13 protein-coding genes are annotated in these 14441 nt (G+C 73.3%); 3 read left to right on the top strand and 10 right to left on the bottom strand.

Going from position 1 to position 14441, the window contains the following annotated elements; all coding sequences use genetic code 11:
- Positions 1 to 2: 2 nt before the first annotated feature.
- Positions 3 to 1232, bottom strand: a complete 1230-nt coding sequence (locus SLP03_RS03115; RefSeq protein WP_319458951.1) for a winged helix-turn-helix domain-containing protein — start codon at positions 1230 to 1232, stop codon at positions 3 to 5.
- A 78-nt stretch (positions 1233 to 1310) separates the two neighbouring features.
- On the opposite strand from SLP03_RS03115, the gene SLP03_RS03110 reads away from it, so the two are divergent.
- On the top strand, positions 1311 to 1862 hold the full coding sequence (locus SLP03_RS03110) for a GNAT family N-acetyltransferase (RefSeq protein WP_319458950.1): 552 nt from the start codon (positions 1311 to 1313) through the stop codon (positions 1860 to 1862).
- Here SLP03_RS03110 and SLP03_RS03105 read toward each other — a convergent pair.
- A complete protein-coding gene (locus SLP03_RS03105; RefSeq protein ID WP_319458949.1) occupies positions 1761 to 3038 on the bottom strand; it encodes a glycosyltransferase family 87 protein in 1278 nt (425 codons plus the stop codon). The genes SLP03_RS03110 and SLP03_RS03105 overlap by 102 nt on opposite strands.
- Before the next feature lie 35 nt (positions 3039 to 3073).
- Between SLP03_RS03105 and SLP03_RS03100 the strand changes: the two genes are divergently transcribed.
- The gene (locus SLP03_RS03100; RefSeq protein WP_319458948.1) at positions 3074 to 3655 is read left to right on the top strand and encodes a GNAT family N-acetyltransferase; all 582 of its coding nucleotides are present in this window, start codon (positions 3074 to 3076) and stop codon (positions 3653 to 3655) included.
- 23 nt (positions 3656 to 3678) lie between these two features.
- On the opposite strand, the gene SLP03_RS03095 is transcribed toward SLP03_RS03100, so the two are convergent.
- The 4 genes from SLP03_RS03095 to SLP03_RS03080 all read right to left on the bottom strand — a co-directional run bounded on the left by SLP03_RS03095 (position 3679) and on the right by SLP03_RS03080 (position 8027).
- Complete coding sequence (locus tag SLP03_RS03095; RefSeq protein ID WP_319458947.1) at positions 3679 to 4572, bottom strand: carbohydrate ABC transporter permease; 894 nt, start codon at positions 4570 to 4572, stop codon at positions 3679 to 3681.
- Position 4573: 1 nt separating this feature from the next.
- Positions 4574 to 5695 carry a sugar ABC transporter permease gene (locus tag SLP03_RS03090; protein ID WP_319458946.1) on the bottom strand — a complete coding sequence of 374 codons (1122 nt, stop codon included), beginning with the start codon at positions 5693 to 5695 and terminating at the stop codon, positions 4574 to 4576.
- Positions 5696 to 5760: 65 nt separating this feature from the next.
- Entirely contained in the window at positions 5761 to 7008 is a 1248-nt protein-coding gene (locus SLP03_RS03085; RefSeq protein WP_319458945.1) for an extracellular solute-binding protein, read from the bottom strand.
- Positions 7009 to 7037: 29 nt separating this feature from the next.
- Positions 7038 to 8027, bottom strand: coding sequence for a LacI family DNA-binding transcriptional regulator (locus tag SLP03_RS03080; RefSeq protein ID WP_319458944.1), 990 nt, complete (start codon positions 8025 to 8027; stop codon positions 7038 to 7040).
- 178 nt (positions 8028 to 8205) lie between these two features.
- Here SLP03_RS03080 and SLP03_RS03075 point away from each other — a divergent pair, with 178 nt between their 5' ends.
- Entirely contained in the window at positions 8206 to 10344 is a 2139-nt protein-coding gene (locus SLP03_RS03075) for a glycogen debranching N-terminal domain-containing protein (protein ID WP_319458943.1), read from the top strand.
- A gap of 72 nt (positions 10345 to 10416) precedes the next feature.
- Here SLP03_RS03075 and SLP03_RS03070 read toward each other — a convergent pair whose 3' ends face one another.
- The 4 genes from SLP03_RS03070 to SLP03_RS03055 form a co-directional block, all read right to left on the bottom strand.
- On the bottom strand, positions 10417 to 10896 hold the full coding sequence (locus tag SLP03_RS03070) for a GNAT family N-acetyltransferase (protein ID WP_319458969.1): 480 nt from the start codon (positions 10894 to 10896) through the stop codon (positions 10417 to 10419).
- Between the two features lie 68 nt (positions 10897 to 10964).
- The gene (locus tag SLP03_RS03065) at positions 10965 to 11888 is read right to left on the bottom strand and encodes an AraC family transcriptional regulator (protein WP_319458942.1); all 924 of its coding nucleotides are present in this window, start codon (positions 11886 to 11888) and stop codon (positions 10965 to 10967) included.
- A gap of 134 nt (positions 11889 to 12022) precedes the next feature.
- A complete protein-coding gene (gene dapB / locus SLP03_RS03060; protein ID WP_319458941.1) occupies positions 12023 to 12796 on the bottom strand; it encodes a 4-hydroxy-tetrahydrodipicolinate reductase in 774 nt (257 codons plus the stop codon).
- Between the two features lie 149 nt (positions 12797 to 12945).
- Entirely contained in the window at positions 12946 to 14316 is a 1371-nt protein-coding gene (locus SLP03_RS03055; RefSeq protein ID WP_319458940.1) for a pitrilysin family protein, read from the bottom strand.
- Between the last annotated feature and the right edge of the window lie 125 nt (positions 14317 to 14441).

The following is a 14441-nucleotide window of genomic DNA, read 5'->3' as shown; positions in this document are numbered from 1 at the left end:
GCTCACCGTACACCGGCGACGCCCGTCAACGCGGCGGCCAGCGGGACCGCGAGGTCCCCCGCCGCCGGCGGGGCCACCGCGTCGAGGCCGAGCCAACCGGCCAGCCGGTAGAGCTCGGCGGCCAGGGCGATCGCGGTCTCCCCCGGATCGGCCCCGGGCTCGATCCAGGCGGCCGGCACGAGCAGCACCCCGGCCTTCCGGTCGGCCTTCAGGTCGACCCGCGCGGTGAACCGCTCCCCCTGCAGGAACGGCAGCACGTAGTAGCCGTGCACCCGCTGCGGGGCGGGCACGTAGATCTCGATCCGGTAGCTGAAGCCGAAGAGCCGCTCGGCGCGGCCCCGCTCCCAGACCAGCGGGTCGAAGGGGCTGACCAGGGTGTTGCCCCGCACCCACCGGGGCAGCCGGGCCTGCGCGTGCAAATACGCCGGCTGCCGCCAGCCCGGCACCGTGACCGGCGTCAGCTCCCCCGCCTCGACCAGCTCGGCGACCGCCCGCCGGGCGCCGGCCAGCGGCAGCCGGAAGTAGTCGCGCAGCTCCGGCTCGGCGGCCACGCCGAGCGACCGGGCGGCGACCGACACCAGGGCGCGCCACGCGTCGGCGTCGCTCGGCGTGGGCGCGTCGAGCACGGCGGCGGGCAGCACCCGCTCGGGCAGGTCGTAGCGGCGGGCGAACGAGGTGGTGCGATCGGCGGCGGTCACCTCGCCGGCCCAGAACAGGAACTCCAGCGCCCGCTTGACCGCCGACCAGTTCCAGCCCCAGTTGCCGGTCTCCCGGGGCGCGTCGTGCTCGATCTCGGCGGCGGTGAGCGGCCCCCGGGCGGCCACCTCGTCGCGGACCCAGGCCACCAGCTCGGGCTGCTCCCGGGCGATCCGGCGCATGCCGCCCCAGGCGTCGTCCTGCGCCTTGGCCATCCGCCAGCGCAGCGCCGGATGCAGCTCGACCGGCACCAGCGACGCCTCGTGCCCCCAGTACTCGAAGAGCTCGCGGGGGCGCCGGTAGGCGGCGGAGTCGAGCAGCGTGGTCGGGTACGGCCCGAGCCGGCTGTAGAGCGGCAGGTAGTGCGCGCGCTGCAGCACGTTGACCGAATCCATCTGGATCAACCCGATCCGGTCGAGCACCCGGCGCAGGTGCCGGCGGTTGAGGGCGCCGCCGGGCGCCGGGTCGGCGAAGCCCTGGGCCACGAGGGCGATGCGCCGGGCCTGGGCGAGCGAGAGCGATTCCGGTTCAGCCATCGTCGGGCACCCTAATCCACCGGTACGACGTCGGAGCGGACGCTGGACCGATCGCCCGCCGGGGCATAGAACGGACGGATGCTCACCATCCGCAGGGAGGAGCCGGACGACGCCGAGGCGATCGCCCGGGTGCACGTGCACGGCTGGCAGGCCGGCTACGCCGGGATCATGCCGGCCGAGGTGCTGCGCCGGCTGAACCCGGCGGCCTGGGCGCAGCGGCGGCGCGACCTCGGCACCGCCGACCCGGAGCATCCGTTCACCACCCTGGTCACCGAGGTCGACGGGACGGTCACCGGCTTCGCCACCTTCGGGCCGTACCGCAACGACCAGGACCGGGCCGACGTCGACCCGGCGTACGGCGAGATCCTGGCCATGTACGTGGAGCCGGCGCGCTGGGGCGGCGGGACCGGCCGGGCGCTGCTGGCCGCGGCCCGCGCCGGGCTCGCCGGGCGGGGCTGGACCGAGTACCGGCTCTGGGTGCTGGCCGACAACGTCCGGGCCCGCCACTTCTACGAGCGCGCCGGGCTGTCACCCGACGGGGCGGAGTCCACCTACCCGGTGCCGCTCTCCGGCGGACGCGACCCCCTCGGGCTGCTCGAGCTGCGGTACGCCGCCCGGCTCGACGGCTGACCCGGCCGGGGTGGCCCGGCGACGGATCGGCAGGCCCAGCAGCAGCGCCAGGCTGATCCAGACATAGGTGTTGCTGCCGAGGAATCCGTCCACGCCGGTGAAGTCCTTCTCCCAGGCCCAGACGATCCGGCTGATCAGGAAGCCGTACCCGATGATCGCGGCGGCCAGCAGGACGCGGCGCCGGCGCCCGCGGGCGGGCGCGGCCATGGCGTTGTCCACCAGCAGGATCAGTCCGGGGATCAGCCAGACCAGGTGGTGCACCCAGGTCACCGGGCTGACCAGGCACATCATCGCGCCGGTCAGCGCCAGGCCGGTGGCCTCGTCGCCCGCGGCCACGGCGGCCCGGGACCGCCACGCCCAGACCGCGAGGGTGGCGAGGACCAGCACCAGCCAGGCCACCGTGCTCGGGTGCTCCGGGTCGAGCCGGGCCACCACCCCGCGGAGCGACTGGTTGGAGACGAACGCCAGCTCCCCGACCCGGCCGGTGTTCCACAGCGCCTCGGTCCAGAACTCCCGCGAGGCGTCCGGGAAGAGCGCGGCGGCGACCAGGGTCGCCCCCGCCGCGGCGGCCATCGCGGTGAACGCGGCCCGCCAGCGCCGGGTGACCAGCAGGTAGACGATGAAGACGCCCGGGGTCAGCTTGATCGCGGTGGCCAGGCCGATGCCCACTCCGGCCCACCGGTTGCCGGCCGGCAGCAGCCGGAGCAGATCCACCGCCACCAGGAAGAGCAGCAGCGTGTTGACCTGGCCGAAGTTGACCGTCTCGCGCATCGGCTCGAAGGCGGCGGCCAGGCAGAGCGCCACCGCGAGGGCGAACCAGCGGGTCCAGCCGGCCCGGCGGGAGATCGGGTCGACCAGCCACCAGATCAGCACCGCGCTGGTCGCCACGCTGGCGACCACGCTCACCGTGATCGCCGCCGGCCACGGCAGGTACGCCATCGGCAGCATGACCAGCGCGGCGAACGGCGGATAGGTGAAGCCGTACTGGGTGCCCGCCTTGAGGAAGTCGTAGATCTCCCCGCCGTCGTGCACCCAGAAGGTCAGCGCGCCGTAGTAGACCTTAAGGTCGAAGAAGCCGTGCCGCACGGCCGCGACGGCGAGGAAGGCGGCCACCGCGACGGCGAGCACCACCACCCCGGCGACCTGCCCGAACGTCCGCCTGGCACCCTGCGCCACCGTCGCCTCCCTCGCCCTGCGTAGGCTCACGTTCCATGGCTCTCGGGTACGTCCGCCCGGCGCGTCCCGAAGACGCCGGCGAGATCGCACGCATTCAGCTCGCGACCTGGCGGGTCGCGTACCGCCGGATCCTGCCCCGGCACGTGCTCGACAACCTGGACGAGGCGTACCTCGCCCGGCGGTGGAGCGCTGCGGTGCAGGAGCCGCCCTCGGGCGCGCACCGCGTGCTGGTCGCCGTCGAACAGGCCGAGCAATCGTATCTGGTGGGATTCGCCGCATCCGGTCCGGCCGACGCCGAGGCGCTCGCCCCGGGCGAGCCCGCCGAGGCGCTGGCCGAGGGCGTGGTGGCGGTGACCGACCTGCTGATCGAGCCGCGCTGGGGCCGGCGCGGGCACGGCAGCCGGCTGCTCGCCGCCGCCGTGGACCTGTGGCGCGCCGACGGCTTCACCCGGGCGGTGGCCTGGGCGTTCGACGGGGACGAGGCGACCCGGAAGTTCCTCACCAGCACCGGGTGGGAGCCCGACGGCGCGGCCCGGGCGCTGGACGTGGACGACATGCTGGTCCCGCAGCTCCGGCTGCACGTCACGGTCCCCACCGAGCCGGCCACCGAGGCCTGATCGCCGCGCGGCCGGTGACAGGGTCAGCCCTTGTCGGCGCCCTCGTTGGCGCCCCGGACGAAGTACCGCTGGAAGATCACGAAGAGCACCGCCACCGGGATGGTGGCCAGCAGCGCGGCACCCAGCTTCAACGGGTACTGCGTGCCCTTGCCGAGCGAGCCGCTGACCAGGTCGGCCAGGCCCCGGGGCAGCGTGAACAGGCCCGGGTCCTGCACCGCGACCAGGCTGTGCGGGAACTCGTTCCAGGAGCCCTGGAACGACAGGATGGTCAGCGTGATCAACGCCGGCCGTGCCATCGGCAGCACCACCGACCAGAAGGTGCGGAAGGTGCCCGCGCCGTCGATCCGGGCCGCCTCCTCCACGCTGACCGGAATGGACTCGAAGAACTGCTTCATGATGAAGACGCCGGCCGCGTCGGCGAGCAGCGGCACGACCAGCCCGGCATAGCTGTCGTACAGCCCGAGCTGGTTGAGCACCAGGAACTTCGGGATCAGCAGCACCACGCCGGGCACCGCCATCACCGCGATGATCGCGGCGAAGAGTCCGGCCCGGCCGCGGAACCGCAGCCGGGCGAGGGCGTACCCGGCGAGCGAGTCGAAGAACACCCGGCCGAGCGTCACCAGCACCGTGACCAGCAGCGAGTTGCCCAGCCACAGCGGGAAGGCGGTGCCCGCGAAGATCCGCTCGAAACCGGCCAGCGACAGCGGGTCGGGCACCGGGGAGAGCGGGTTCGCGGCCGCGTCAGGCTCGGTCTTGAGCGAGTTGCCGATCTGGATGACGAACGGGTAGAGGAAGACCAGCCCGAAGAAGATCAGGACGGCGTACCCGAGGAACCTGTTGACCAGGGCACGCGGGCCGCGGTCGGCCCGGCGCGCGGGGGCCGCCGGCGCTGGCGGCCGGTCTGTCAGCACGGCCATGTCAGGCCCCTTCCGGTGCGCGTCGCCGCCACCGGCCGCGCCGGGGCCGGGGCTCGTCCCGGTCGGCCATGATCCGGCGCTGGACCAGGGTGAGCACGATGATGATCAGGAAGAGGACGAACGAGATCGCCGCCCCGGAGCCGTAGTCGAAGTCCCGGAACGCGGTCCGGTACGACAGGTATGCCGGGGTGAGCGTGGTCTTGGCCGGCTCCCCCTGGCTCATCACGTACACCTGGTCGAAGACTTGCCAGGAACCGATCAGGCCGAGGGTGAGCACCAGGAACGTGGTCGGCTTGATCAGCGGCAGGGTGACGTGCCGGAACCGCTGCAAGCGGGTGGCCCCGTCGAGGATGCTCGCCTCGTCCAACGCCACCGGGACGTTCTGCAGCGCGGCGAGGAACATCAGCATGAAGGTGCCCGAGGTGGTCCAGATCACCAGGCTGATGATCGAGATCATCGCGACGCTCGGCCCGGCGAGCCAGTCCCACCAGCTCAGGCCGAACGGGCCGCCGGCGGAGAGCGCGGTGGGCGGGGAGTCCACGCCGACCGCGCCGAGCAGCAGGTGCAGCACGCCCCGCGAGTCGGCGAACCACTGTGGCCCCTCGATACCGAAGATGCGCAGCAGCGCGTTGACCGCGCCGGAGTTGGCGAACATGAACAGGAAGACCACGCTGATCGCCACCGAACTGGTGACCGAGGGGAAGTAGAAGGCGGTCCGGAAGAACCCCTTCCCCTTGAGCATCCGGTTGTTGACCACCAGGGCGAGCCCGAGGGCGAGCACCGTCTGCGTCGGCACCACCAGCACCACGTAGTAGATGTTGTTCCGGATGCTGGTCATGAAGTCGCGGCGGGCGAGCCCGTCCTCGGTGAACAGCCGGGTGTAGTTGTCGCCGCCGACGACTGGCACCTTGCCGGTGAACGGGCTGCCCTGGCCGTTCCAGTCGGTGAGGCTGACCCAGAGCGCCATCAGGATCGGCAGCAGCAGGAACAGTCCGAGGATGACGATCACGGGCGCGACGAAGAGCCACCCGGCGACGTTCTCGTTGCTCCGGATGCCCCGTCCCGGGCGGCCCGGTGGGCCGGACTGCGCGGTGGCCGGCCCGGCGAGTGCTTCGGTTGCCATCTCCCCTCCTTCCGAGTGGGAGCCGGCCGGAGGGCCCGGTCCACGCCGGGCCCTCCGGTCCCTGCTCAGCCGCCGAGCGCCGCCTTGGCGTTCTTGTCGAAGTTCTGCAGGACGGTCTTCGGGTCGCCGTTGGTCAGGCCCTGCAGGCCGGTGTCCAGGTCGCCGAGGACGCTGTCCATCTTCGGGGCGTTCACCGGGCCCTGGGCGTACGCGGCGCCGTCGATGAACGGCTTGTCGGCCGGGAACGCGCTCGTGTACTGGTCGCGGACGGACTGCCGGGAGGGCATCACGCCGAACGCCTTGGCGAAGGTCATCTGCTGGTCGCCGGCGGTCATCGCCTCGACGAACTTGATCGCCTGGTCCTTGAACTTGCTCTTGGCCGCGATCCCCCAGCAGTTGGTGAAGGAGAGCGTCCCCTGTCCCTTCGGGCCGGCGGGCAGCGGGGCCACCTTGTACTTCAACTTCGGGAAGTCGTTCTGCAGGGCGCCCTTGATCCAGTTGCCCTCGATGGTCATCACGGCCTTGCCCTTGCCGAACGCCTCACCGGACCAGCCGGCGTCGAGCTGCTTGGGGTACCGGGCGTAGCCGCTGGCCAGCAGGGTCTTGACGTACTGCAGGGCGGCCAGGTTCTCCGGGGTGTCCGCGGTGGGCTGCTTGCCGTCCTTGCTGAGCAGCCAGCCGCCGTTCTGCACCAGGAACGCGCCGATCCGGTCCCGGGTGTCGCCGAGCGCGAGCGGCACCAGGCCCTTGGCCTTGATCTTCTGGCTGGTGGCGGTGAGCTGGTCCCAGGTGGTCGGCACGTCGGCGTCGGTCAGCCCGGCCTTCGCCCACAGGTCGGTGTTGATCTGCAGCGCGAGGGTGGAGAAGTCCTTGGGTGCGCAGTAGAACTTGCCGTCGTAGCTGAACGCGGTGCGCAGGCTCTCGTAGAAGTCGTCCGGCTTGCTGATCTTGTCGCCGTACGGCTCCAGGGCCCCGACGCTCGCGTAGTCGGCGAAGCGGCTGGCGTCGACGTAGAACACGTCCGGCGGGTTGCCGCCGGCGAGGGCCTGCCCGAGCTGCTGGACGAGGTCCTGGGCCGGGGTGACGGTGGCCTGGTTGCCCGAGGACGAGGCCCACTTGGCGGCGGCGTCCTGGACGGCCTTGGTCTCCGCGTCACCGGAGGAGCCGATCAGGATCTGCAGGTTCGCCGGGCCGCTGGACTGCTTCGCGTCGCCGGACGAGTCGTTGAAGCCGCTGCCACAGGCGGCGGAGCCGAACAGGGCGACGGCGGCGAGGCCGGCCACCGCCGCCCGGGCGAGGGATCGAGATGCCATCTTCTTCTCCTGGTGGGGGAAACGGGGGATCACGCGGTGTGCCGCAGCACCAGCGCGGGCTGGAGCAGCACGTGGGGGTCGGTGGGGTGGCCGTCGAGCACGCCGGTGAGCAGCTCGACGCAGCTGGCGGCGGCGGCCGCGAGCGGTTGACTGACACTGGTCAACCCGACCGCCGCCGCGACCGGGGTGTCGTCGAATCCGATGACGGCGGCCCGGGCGGCCACCGCCCGGACGGCTTTCAGCGCGCCGAGGGCGAGCGAGTCGCTCGCGCAGACCACGCCGGTCGGCGCCTCGGGGGTCGCGAGCAGGTCGCGCATCAACCGCTCGCCGTGGGCGACGCCGTCCTCGGTCTCCCGGTGCAGGCCGTCCGGGTCGAGGCCGGCCGCGGTCAGGGTGGTACGCCAGCCGGCGCGCCGGTCGTCGCCGACGCCGGACCCCTCCGGCCAGCCGATGAAGGCGATCCGGCGGTGGCCGTTCGCGAGCAGCCGGGAGGTGGCCTGGGCGGTGCCGGCGGCGCCGTCCACGTCGACCCAGGGGTGCGACTCGGGGGCGTCCCACGGCCGGCCGAAGGTCACGAACGGCACGCCCCGGCCGGCCAGCCAGGCCGTCCGGGGGTCGCCGTGGTCGGTGCCGGTCAGCACGAAGCCGTCCAGCTCGTACGCGCCGAGCAGGTCGTCGTAGGTGGCGATCTCCTGGTCGTCGCCGGTGGCGGTGTAGAGCATGACCCGGTAGCCGGCGGCGTCGGCGGTCTCGGTGAGGCCGTGCAGGAACCGGTCGAGCACGGAGCCGTTGATCCCGTCCCGGGTCGGTTCGATACGGACGGCGATCAGCCGGGAGCGCCCGGTCCGCATCTGCCGGGCGGCCTGGTTGGCCCGGTAGCCGAGCTCCGCGATCGCCTCCTGCACCCGTCGCCGGGTCTCGTCGCGGACGATGTGCGGCGCGTTGAGCACGTTCGAGACGGTCTGCCGACTGACCTGGGCGTGCCGGGCCACCGTCGCGATCGTCACCTTGTCAGGCACAAAATCCCTCTCGCCGCCTTGAACGATCCAACTCCCTTACGGCAGGATTAGATCGTTCAAAGTTTCCGGAATGTTTCGCACTTTGCACCGGCCGGGACGATCTGTCAAGACATCCGTTTCCACCCCGGGACGACCCGGTCGCGACACCCGTACCACCGACCAGCACCAGGAGTACCCCGTGACCGAACGCCACCTGCAACCCCTGCTGCACGACCTGGTCGGGGTGGTCCTCGCCCCCACCAGCGCGCTGGGTGACGCGGCCGGCCAGATCCGCCCGAGCGGCGTGCAGGGCGTCTTCCACGCCGACGCCCGGGTGCTCTCCCGGGCCGAGCTGCGCGTCGACGACCGGGAGCCCGAGGGGCTGACCCGCGGTGCGGTCGACGCGCACACCACCCGCTTCGTCGGCCTCGCCCGTTGGCTCGGCGACCCCGGCCCCGACCCGACCGTCCGGGTCGACCGGGTCCGCCGGGCGGGGCCCACGGGCATCAGCGAGGAGCTGCACGTCGTCTCCACCGCGACGACGCCGGTACGCGCCACGGTCAGCGTCGACCTCGGCTGCGACCTGGCCCCGATCGAGGTGGTCAAGTCCGGCGGCGCCACCGCGCCACTGGAAGCGAAGGCGGGCCAACCCGGCCAGGTCAGCTGGGCCGCCGACGGGATCACCGTGACGGTCACCGGCGAGGCCGCCCGGGTGGACGCCACCGGCGAGCGGGCCACCGCGCCCCGGCTGAGCTGGCCGGTCGACCTCGCCCCCGGCGGGGCGGTGACCCTGCGCTGGCGGCTCACGGTCGAGGACCCGAACGCCGTGGTGACCGCCCCCGCCGGCGAGCCGACCTGGTCCGACCCCCGGGTACGCGCCGACGACCGCCGCCTGACCCGCCTCCTCGACCGGTCGCTGGCCGACCTGCGCGGGCTGCGGCTGGCCGACCCCGCCCGCCCCGCGGACGTCTTCCTCGGCGCCGGCGTCCCCTGGTTCCTCACCCTGTTCGGCCGGGACAGCCTCTGGGCCGCCCGGATGATGCTGCCGCTCGGCACCGAACTGGCCGCCGGCACGCTGCGGGTGCTGGCCCGCCGCCAGGGCACCCGGGTCGACCCGGCCAGCGGCGAGGCCCCCGGCAAGATCCTGCACGAGCTGCGCCGGCACGAGTTCGCCCTGGCCGACGAGGGTCTCCGCCTGCCGCCCGCCTACTACGGCACCGTCGACGCGACCATGCTCTGGATCAGCCTGCTGCACGACGCCTGGCGCTGGGGCCTGCCCGCCGACCAGGTGGAGCCGCTGCTGCCGTACCTGGAGGCCGCGCTGGGCTGGCTCGCCGACCACGCCGACGCCGACGGCGACGGGCTGGTCGAGTACGTCGACACCACCGGCCACGGCCTGTCCAACCAGGGCTGGAAGGACTCCGGCGACGCCGTCCGGTTCCGCGACGGCCGGCTCGCGCAGGCGCCCATCGTGCTGGCCGAGGTGCAGGGGTACGCGTACCGGGCGGCGGTGGACGGGGCGGCCCTGCTCGACGCGTTCGACCGGCCCGGCGCCGACCGCTGGCGCGGGTACGCCGACCGGCTGGCCGAGCGGTTCCGGGCCACGTTCTGGGTGGACGGCCGGCACGGCCCCCAGCCGGCCCTCGCGCTGGACCGGGACAAGCGCCCGGTCGACTCACTGACCAGCAACATCGGCCACCTACTCGGCACCGGACTGCTGTCGCCGGACGAGTCGGCGCAGGTGGCGGCGCTGCTCACCACGGACGCGCTGGCCGGCGGCTTCGGGCTGCGCACCATGTCCACCGACGACGCCGGCTTCAGCCCCCTGTCGTACCACTGCGGGTCGATCTGGACGCACGACACCGCGATCGTCCTCGCCGGGCTGGCCCGGGCCGGCTTCGCCGACGCCGCGCTCGGCCTGGCCGAGGGACTGCTCGCGGCGGCGGAGGCGTTCGACTACCGGCTGCCCGAGCTGTACGGCGGGGACGACCGCGAGGTGGCCGGCCGCCCGGTGCCGTACCCGGCGGCCTGCCGGCCGCAGGCCTGGTCGGCGGCGGCCTCGGTCATGCTCCTCCAGGCCGGCGTCGGGCTCTACCCGGACGTGCCCGCCGGCCGGGTGACCCTACGACCGCTGGCCGGCCCGGAGCTGGGCGCGCTCGCGGTCGACCGGTTCCGCGTCGCCGGCGCCCCGGTCGACGTCCACGTCGACCGCTCCGGCCACCCGACGGTCACCGGCCTCCCGGCCGGCCTGACGCTCGACATCCCGACCCCCCACGCGACCCCGACCGTCCCCAGCCCCCGCCCCGCCGGCACCGCCCCGTCACCGGCCGCCCGCTGACCACCGCCCCACGCCGTCCGACCATGAAGTTGTCGTCACCCGCCTCGGCGGGGCACGGCGACAACCTCATGGTCACGGGGCAGGTGGGGAGAGTTCGGCGACCAGTTCGTCGTCCTCCATGACACCGGTGGGGGTGAACCCCAGCGAGCTGTAGAGGCGGGCGGCGGGAACGTTCTCCGGGTGGTACGACAGCCGCACGACACTGCCGCCGTCCTGGGTGGACAACCAGTCGGCGAGGGTACGGACGGCGGCCCGCCCCACGCCCCGGTCCTGCTCGGCGGCGTCGATCACCATGCCGCCGATCCACCGGGAGCCGTCGTCGTCCACCCCCCACATGACGTGCCCGACCACGGCCTCGTCGGCGAGCACGGCCAGCGAGGTCCAGACGTCCGACCGCATGGTCAGCACGAGATAGCGGGCGGCCAGGGCGGCCACCCAGCCGCGCTGGTCGTCGCGGGGTGCCACGTCGGCGACGGCCCGCCAGTTCCCGTCGTCGACCGGCCGGAGGGTGACCTGGCGGCCGGCCCGGTCGCGCAGCCCAGAATCGATCATCACCCGGGGCAGCCTAGGCGGTGGCACCCTCCCGGGCGACCGCTTTCGGCCGCCGCGGCCGGATGGGCTCAGCCGGCGCGTGCGTCGAGGTACGGCCGGGGGTCGCCCGCGCCCAGATCGGTGACGCCCGCGGTGTGCAGGGCTCCGATGGCGAGCGTACGGCGGACGGCCGCGAAGGTGATCACATGGCCGATGGTGCCGCCGAGGGTGTGGGTGGTCGGCGGTGTGCAGGTGGTGTCGACGAACGTGTCGGCGAGGCTGCCGGTCGCCAGCGTCTGCGCGACGAAGGCCCGGTAGTCCCGGCCGGCCACCGCGTGCCGGGCCGCCAGGCCGTCGATCGAGCGGTCGCTCTCGTCGGGCCAGCCGCCCCCGCGCAGCGCCGACAGCCAGTGTTCCTCCTGGGTGACCATCGCGTTGATCAACGAACGGAGGGTGGGCCGGTCGTCGATGGTCTCCACCGAGACGGTGACCGGCCGGTCGAGGATCTCCTCGTCCAGCCGGGCGGCGCGGTCGATGATCTCGGTCAGGGTCTCGACGTGGTGGTCGACCAGGTACTGCAGCACGTTCATCGGGGTCTCCTCGTGTGCTGCCGGCAGCCGCAGGCCACCGGGGGGTTGGAAGTGGACGCCGCTGGGGCACGGCAGCTCAAGCTCCCGGAAGGTGAGCGGCCGCCGCCGTCGCACGGCCGTGGGAGTCGCGCCGTACGCGCGCAGGAAGGCACGGGTGAACGCCTCGTGCGAGCCGTACCCGGCCTCGACCGCGATCTCCAGGATCGTGCGGTCGCCGGTGACGAGCCGGTGGGCCGCCCGTTCGAGCAGCAGCCGGCGGCGCAGGGCACCGGGTGGTTCCCCGGTCGCCGCGGCGATCAGCCGGTCGAAGTGGAACCGGGAGAGATGGGCACGGGCGGCGAGATCGGCCGGGCTGATGGCCGGCTCGTCAAGGCCGGTCTGCACCCAGTCGAGGATGCTGGTCAGGCCGTCCGTCGTGGTCATGGCTCCAGCGTGCACCGTGGACCCGGTCCGGTGCTTGACCGCCGTTGCGGAGTTGCCGGCGCGGCCACCGACTGACGGGCGGTGGCACCCGACGGGCCGGCCGCCGCCGAGCGGCGGCCGGCCCGGGCGCGGCGTCAGCCGAGCAGGTCGTCCAGGCCGACGGTCAGACCGGGGCGGTGGCGGACCGCGCGGATGGCCAGCAGCACGCCGGGCATGAAGGAGGCCCGGTCGTACGAGTCGTGCCGGATGGTCAGCGTCTCCCCGGTGGTGCCGAAGAGCACCTCCTGGTGGGCGACCAGCCCGGTGGCCCGGACCGCGTGGACCCGGATCCCGTCGATCTCGGCGCCGCGGGCGCCCGGCACCTCGTCCTTGGTGGCGTCCGGCGTGGGACCGAGACCGGCCTCGGCGCGGGCCGCCGCGATGCGCCGCGCGGTGTGCGTCGCCGTGCCGCTCGGGGCGTCCAGCTTGCGCGGGTGGTGCTGCTCGATGATCTCGACCGACTCGAAGTGCCGGGCGGCGCGGGCGGCGAACTGCATCATCAGCACCGCGCCGATGCCGAAGTTGGGGGCGATCACCACGCCCACGCCGGACTTGCGCGCCAGCCAGCCGCGCACCCGGTCGAGGCGCTGCTCGGTGAAGCCGGTGGTGCCCACCACGGCGTTGATGCCCTGGTCGATGCACCAGTGCACGTTGTCCATGACGACGTCCGGGGTGGTGAAGTCGACGATCACCTCGGCGCCCGCGTCGGAGGCGTTGAACAGCCAGTCACCCTGGTCGATCATCGCCACCAGGTCCATGTCGGGGGCCGCGTCGACCGCCCGGCAGACCTCCATGCCCATCCGGCCGCGGGCACCCAGCACGCCGACCCGGATCGGCTCGACCGGGCTCTTCTCCTGCTCGTCAGTCACGGGGCACAACCTATCCCAATCGGGACGGCGTCACCCGCCGGGACCACCCGGCATCCCACCCGCCGGCCAGGGGCCACTCCGCTCACGCCACGTTGCGGCAGCGGGCGCTGCGAGTGCCGCGTTCCCCGCCGGCTCTCCGCGGGCGGACGTCAGGCGGTGAAGTCGGCCTCGCCGAAGGGGCCGACCACCGCGAGGGACATCGGCCGGCCGAGCAGCTCGGCGGCGAGGGTGTTCACGTCGTCGAGGGTCACTGCGTCGACCTGGGCGAGCAGCTCGTCCACCGGCATCAGGTCGCCGTAGAGCAGCTCCCCCTTGGCCAGCCGGCTCATCCGCGAGCCGGTGTCCTCCAGGCCCAGCACGAAGGAACCCTTCGACATGCCCTTGCCGCGGGCCAGCTCGGCCGCGGTGATCCCGTCCGCGGCCACCCGGGCCAGCTCGGCCCGGGTCAGCTTCAGCACCTCGTCCACCTTGCCCGGGGCGCAGCCGGCGTAGACGGCGAAGAGACCGCTGTCGGCGTACTGGCTGGCGTAGGAGTAGACCGAGTAGGCCAGGCCGCGCCGCTCCCGGATCTCCTGGAACAGCCGGCTGGACATCCCGCCGCCGAGGACGTTGTTCAGCACGCCGAGGGCGAAGCGGCGCTCGTCCGTGCGGTCGATGCCGAGGCAGCCGAGGATGACGTGCGCCTGCTCGGTCTCCTTCGGCTCGACCAGGGTGGTGGGGGGCTCGGTGCGTACCTCCGGGGTGGCCGGGCGGTGGGCGGCCGGCGTGGCCGGGTCGGTGTCCAGCGGGGTGCCGCGCAGCGCCTGGCGGACCAACTTGACCACGGTGGCGTGGTCGAGGTTGCCGGCGGCGGCGATGACGATCTGCGGCGGGGTGTAGCGACGCCGGTAGAAGCTCTGGATCTGGCGCCGGGTCATCGGGGTGACCGTCTCCTCGGTGCCGGAGATCAGCCGGCCGAGGGGGTGGTCGCCGTAGACGGCGCGGGCGAAGAGGTCGTGCACCTCGTCGCCGGGCTCGTCGTCGTGCATGGCGATCTCTTCGAGGATGACGCCGCGCTCGGTCTCCACGTCGGCCGGTTCCAGCACCGAGTCGGCGACCGCGTCGCACATCACGTCGATCGCCAGCGGCAGGTCCTCGTCGAGCACCCGTGCGTAGTAGCAGGTGTATTCCTTGGTGGTGAAGGCGTTGGTCTCGCCGCCCACCGCCTCGATCTCCGAGGAGATCTCCATGGCGGTCCGCTTCTTCGTGCCCTTGAAGAGCAGGTGCTCCAGGAAGTGCGCGGCACCGGCCTGCGGTCCGGTCTCGTCCCGCGAGCCGACCGCGACCCAGATGCCGAAGGAAACGCTGCGCATCGCCGGGATCGCCTCGGTCAGCACGCGCAATCCGCTCGGCAGCACGGTACGGCGTACCGTGCCGCCCAGCGGATCGTCACTCAGCGTGCGGGTGACCGCCCGGGCCGACCCACCGGCGCGCTCGGGCTGCGACCCGGCGGCGTGCCAGCCGGCGCCGGACGGCGCCACCCCCCGTCGACCCGCAGGAAAAGACGAACGCTGGGCCCGACTCACGGAAACCTGCTCTCACTTCGACGAGGGGTGGGTGGTGCGGTGTCACGAGCCGACCGGGTGGGGACGACGTCCCCACCCGG

The sequence above is a fragment of the Micromonospora sp. RTP1Z1 genome, assembly GCF_033804685.1.
Lineage (GTDB): Bacteria > Actinomycetota > Actinomycetes > Mycobacteriales > Micromonosporaceae > Micromonospora.
Note: the sequence above shows the minus strand (reverse complement) of the source record. Positions and strands in the feature narration are given on the sequence as shown.

Excerpts from the sequence above, each read along its gene's own strand:
- SLP03_RS03085 (WP_319458945.1), bottom strand. The coding sequence starts at position 7,008 with ATGGCATCTCGATCCCTCGCCCGGGCGGCGGTGGCCGGCCTCGCCGCC.
- SLP03_RS03070 (WP_319458969.1), bottom strand. The coding sequence starts at position 10,896 with ATGATCGATTCTGGGCTGCGCGACCGGGCCGGCCGCCAGGTCACCCTC.
- SLP03_RS03095 (WP_319458947.1), bottom strand. The coding sequence starts at position 4,572 with ATGGCCGTGCTGACAGACCGGCCGCCAGCGCCGGCGGCCCCCGCGCGC.
- SLP03_RS03100 (WP_319458948.1), top strand. The coding sequence starts at position 3,074 with ATGGCTCTCGGGTACGTCCGCCCGGCGCGTCCCGAAGACGCCGGCGAG.
- SLP03_RS03090 (WP_319458946.1), bottom strand. The coding sequence starts at position 5,695 with ATGGCAACCGAAGCACTCGCCGGGCCGGCCACCGCGCAGTCCGGCCCA.
- SLP03_RS03065 (WP_319458942.1), bottom strand. The coding sequence starts at position 11,888 with ATGACCACGACGGACGGCCTGACCAGCATCCTCGACTGGGTGCAGACC.
- SLP03_RS03115 (WP_319458951.1), bottom strand. The coding sequence starts at position 1,232 with ATGGCTGAACCGGAATCGCTCTCGCTCGCCCAGGCCCGGCGCATCGCC.
- SLP03_RS03110 (WP_319458950.1), top strand. The coding sequence starts at position 1,311 with ATGCTCACCATCCGCAGGGAGGAGCCGGACGACGCCGAGGCGATCGCC.